Raw genomic sequence first — 3,800 nt, 5'->3', positions numbered from 1 at the left:
GGGAGGCGCGGGCACCCTGCACGCCAACGGGGCCGGTGAGGTGCCCGCACGGGTGGAGGCCATGGGCTGCGCCGCGGGGATGGACCGAGGCGCGGTGCACAGCCAACTCGCGGCCACCGGGGTGCTCGTCCTGCACCTGGTGCGGAACCGGCGAGGACGGCGGCTGGCCGAGGTGCGGATCCTGCGCCGTGAAGGGTCCGGGTTGGTCCGGGCCGATCCCGCGGTGGAGTTCACCCCCGAGGGTGATCGGATCGAACACCCGGGGGCGGAGGAGCTGGTCGAGCGGTTGGGGCAGGGGTGGCGACGTTGACCCTCCTCGTGGTGTGCGCGCTCGCGGCGGCACTGTTGTGGTCGGCGCCCCGGACCGGTCGGTTCCGGCTGGCCACGGTCCTGCCCCGGTCCCGCTCTCGACGATGGTCGGCACCCGTGTTCCGGTCGCCCCTGGACTCCCACCGGGTGGAGACCGAACGTCGGCGGGCCGTCATCACGCTCTGCCGGGTCATGGCCGCCGAACTCCGCGCCGGGCACCCACCCGAACTCGCGCTTCGGGTGGCCGCGATCGAGGCCGGGCCACTCGTGGGAGAACCGGCCGACGCCGAGTCACTGCGTCGCACGGCCGACCGTGAGGTGGGGTTGTGGGAGCTGGCGTATCTGGCGGCGTGCTGGGAGGTGGCGTCGGAGACCGGTGCCGGACTGGCCGCCGTGGTGGACGACCTCGCGGTCAACCTGACCGAGCAGGAGGAGCTGCGGGCCGAGGCCTCCGCGCGAACGGCCGGTCCGAGGACCACCGCGGTGATGCTGAGCGGTCTTCCCCTGGTGGGACTGGCGATGTCGGCGGGCCTGGGCGGAGCCCCGTGGGAGTTCCTGTTCACCACACCGTTGGGCCTGTTGTGTCTGGGCGGTGGGCTGTTGCTGGACCTCATCGGTGCTTGGTGGACCCTTCGGCTGGTTCGGGGCGCCGTGGACCGCCCGTGATCCGTGCGGGGGCGTGAGGCGACCGTGGTCGATGACGGCGGATCGACCGGTATGGGTTCGGGACCCGGGGGTCTCCCGACGCGGCATGGCCGGGCCGACGGCGCCTAGGGCGATCGAAAGAGGGGGTTCAAGGGGTGGGGATGTTCTCCGAGGGACTGACGGTGGTGTGCGTGGTGGCCGCCGTATGGGTGCTGATCCCTCCACGGCCGGACGAAGAACGGGAAATTCCACCGCACCGGCGGGTACGGCCGGCAGGACCCGTGGTCCGGGTCGTGGCCGCCACCATCGCGGTGGTGGCGGTGGCCGGAATGTTGGGGCCGGTCGCCGGGGCCACCGTGCTCGGTGGAGTGCTCTGGGTGTGGTGGCGAGGTGCGCGAGCCCGGGTCGATCCCGGCAGGCTCCCGCTCTCCGCCGACCTTCCGGTGCTGATCGGTCTGATCGGTTCGGGCATCCGGGCGGGCGCGACCCTCCCCGCGTGTCTTACCGCGGTGTCGGACGCCGCCCGGGGTCCGTTGGGCGACGAGTTGGCCGCCGTCGCCGAGCGGTTGCGGTTGGGTGCGGAACCGGCCTCGGCCTGGCGGCGCTCGGCCCTGCCCGAGCCGCTGGTGGCGGTGGGACGAGACCTGGCGCGGGCGGCCGATACGGGAGCCCCTGTCGCCGATCTGCTCGACCGCCACGTGTCCGACCTGCGCAGGTCACTGCGGGCCCGCGCCACGGCCCGCGTCGAGCGCTTGGGGGTCCTGGTGGTCGCGCCGCTGGGTTTGTGCTTCCTACCGGCGTTCGTCCTGATCGGCCTGGTCCCCATGGCCGCGGAACTGCTGGGTTCGGCACTGGCTCCCTGAGGAGTCGGCCCCGCGAGTGAAGGACGGGGCGTCGAGGACCGCGGCCGGCATATCCCGGCGGGTCCGAGCGCCCCGAGGATCGATGACCGCCGCCTCGTCGCCGGGGATGATCGCCCCGGCCCGGGCTCGGGTCAGTGGGTGTCGAGGTCACCGTTCAGGCGACGACGTCCCAGGTAGAGCGGCGGAAATCGCGGCCAGCCCACGGCCAGGCGCAACGCGAGGGTGCCGGCCGCGAGCAGGAACAGCAGGGTGGTCGAGGTGACCCCGACCGCACGCCCGAACGCGCTGGTGGCCGAGGTCTCCTTGAACGCCGGACCGTCCACGGAATCCGTCTCCGGCGGTTCCTCCACCTTCTTGCTCGGTGGTCGTTCACCGAGGTCCTGGTCACTGTCGGCGGGCGTGGTCGGGCGCACGGCGTCGGAGGCCCGACTCACCGTTCCGTTCTCCGTCGGCCCCGGCTCGGGGGATGGAGAAGCCGTGGGCGTGGCGGCCTCCGAAGCGGTGCCGTCCCGCTCCGCCGGACTCGGCACGGACGATGGCTCGGGGATCGGTTCCGCTTCGGGCTCGACCGCGGAGTCCGCCGGAGTCGGCGCCTCCGAAGAGGGTTCCTCCGTTCCGTCCTCCCCTTCGTCTCCCGGCGGAGCCGCGTCGGTCGGGTCGACGCCCGGCGCCGGGTCCTCGACCTCGTCCTCACGCTCCTCTGCGTCGCCCCCACCTGGGGCCTCGTTCTCCGGTGCGGTGACACAGTCGGCGAAGGGTCGGAGAAGTCCTGTTCCGGCATTCGCATCGGGTGCCTTCGAACTGGCGGACGGGGGTGTGACCCACCTGCTCGGCGGTTCGGGGAGCTCCGTGGCGGGGGCCGTCGGCGGCACGGACGGGGGACAGAGAACGACGCCATCGGTGGGCGATGGCGGAACACAGAGTAGGAGAGCGCACAGCACAGCGGAGTGAGCGGTCATTCCACCTCCTCGGTGGGGTCGTGGGCGGGGCCGGCTCGGGCGACGGCCCTCAGGGTCATGGGGAACAGGGACGAGGGCAGGGCGGCCGTCACCGTGACCGTGTGGAGGTCGAGCACGCAGTCGTCGAGGTCCGCACCGTTGGCCGATGCGGTGTCGACGGCCACCGCGCAGGCCGCCTCCGGCCCTTGATGGGCACGGGTCGCCGCCGCGAGCGCCGCGAGGTCGGCGGCGGTCCCCACCCGTTCGCGCTCCAGCACCAGCCCGGCGCCGGTCAGTACCGCGTAGGTGAGGAACATCAGCACCAGGCACACGGAAACACTCCCCGCGGTGCCCGCGCCGGTGTCGCCGCCCCTCACAGACCTGGTTCCAGGGGGACCGCGGCGCTGCCGTCGACCCCCACGGGTGGGGTGAGGGCGGGTCCGAGACGGACTCGCGTCCGCACGGTGACACGGGCCATGTCGTCGGCTGTGGTCAGGTCGATGTGGGCGCCGTTCGGGGCGGCTTCCAACGCGAGGGCCCGGGCCCGTTCCGGTGGCTCGCCCCGGGCGAGCGCCCTGGCCCCGATCCGCGCCGCGTCGGCGCAGGAGAGCTGGGCGGCGGCCGCTCCGACCGCGCCGAGCGCGATAGCGAGTACCAACAGCAGTGCGGAGAGCACCATGGCCGTCTCCATCGTGGTGGAGCCGCGATCAGCGGTCGGAGCCGAGCGCATCGACGATGGTCGTGGTGAGGGCCGTCTGGACGGTGTCGCCGGTGAGGATGACGTAGAGGAGTCCGGCGAACGCCACCACCGCGAGGGTGCAGATGGCGTATTCGGCCGTGGTCAACCCTCGGTCGTCGAGGCGAACGGGCATGTTCGGGCGCGGGCAGGAGAACACGGGACCTCCCTTGTGACGGGGCGGATGGGGTTCCGCCCCGCTTCCAGGTTGCGCGGTCCCGGTTCGCGATGGAAGCACCCATCCACAGCCTGTGGACAACTTCGCGCAGCACCCGAGGCCGGCTCTGGGACCAACGCGGAATCCCCGCG

General features: G+C 72.8%; 6 protein-coding genes and 1 pseudogene. 3 read left to right on the top strand and 4 right to left on the bottom strand.

Annotated elements, in window-relative coordinates:
• The 3 genes and pseudogenes from K8V84_RS15370 to K8V84_RS15360 all read left to right on the top strand — a co-directional run.
• A pseudogene (locus tag K8V84_RS15370) lies at positions 1 to 310 on the top strand (pilus assembly protein CpaF); the annotation flags it as partial.
• Entirely contained in the window at positions 298 to 975 is a 678-nt protein-coding gene (locus K8V84_RS15365) for a type II secretion system F family protein (RefSeq protein ID WP_304075415.1), read from the top strand. The pseudogene K8V84_RS15370 and the gene K8V84_RS15365, both read left to right, overlap by 13 nt.
• Before the next feature lie 140 nt (positions 976 to 1,115).
• Positions 1,116 to 1,817: a type II secretion system F family protein gene (locus tag K8V84_RS15360; protein WP_304075412.1), complete on the top strand. Its 702-nt coding sequence runs from the start codon at positions 1,116 to 1,118 to the stop codon at positions 1,815 to 1,817.
• Between the two features lie 131 nt (positions 1,818 to 1,948).
• Here the strand turns inward: K8V84_RS15360 and K8V84_RS15355 are convergent, their stop codons facing one another.
• The 4 genes from K8V84_RS15355 to K8V84_RS15340 form a co-directional block, all read right to left on the bottom strand.
• The gene (locus K8V84_RS15355) at positions 1,949 to 2,251 is read right to left on the bottom strand and encodes a hypothetical protein (RefSeq protein WP_304075409.1); all 303 of its coding nucleotides are present in this window, start codon (positions 2,249 to 2,251) and stop codon (positions 1,949 to 1,951) included.
• Positions 2,252 to 2,772: 521 nt separating this feature from the next.
• A complete protein-coding gene (locus K8V84_RS15350) occupies positions 2,773 to 3,132 on the bottom strand; it encodes an Rv3654c family TadE-like protein (protein ID WP_304075406.1) in 360 nt (119 codons plus the stop codon).
• On the bottom strand, positions 3,129 to 3,434 hold the full coding sequence (locus K8V84_RS15345) for a TadE family type IV pilus minor pilin (RefSeq protein ID WP_304075403.1): 306 nt from the start codon (positions 3,432 to 3,434) through the stop codon (positions 3,129 to 3,131). The genes K8V84_RS15350 and K8V84_RS15345 overlap by 4 nt, the downstream gene beginning before the upstream one ends.
• A 28-nt stretch (positions 3,435 to 3,462) precedes the next feature.
• The gene (locus K8V84_RS15340) at positions 3,463 to 3,600 is read right to left on the bottom strand and encodes a DUF4244 domain-containing protein (protein WP_369696634.1); all 138 of its coding nucleotides are present in this window, start codon (positions 3,598 to 3,600) and stop codon (positions 3,463 to 3,465) included.
• Positions 3,601 to 3,800: the final 200 nt, after the last annotated feature.

The sequence above is a fragment of the Nocardiopsis listeri genome, assembly GCF_020741345.1.
GTDB classification, from domain to species: domain Bacteria; phylum Actinomycetota; class Actinomycetes; order Streptosporangiales; family Streptosporangiaceae; genus Nocardiopsis; species Nocardiopsis listeri_A.
The sequence above is the reverse complement of the archived record's forward strand: the minus strand, read 5'-3'. Positions and strand labels throughout refer to the sequence as shown.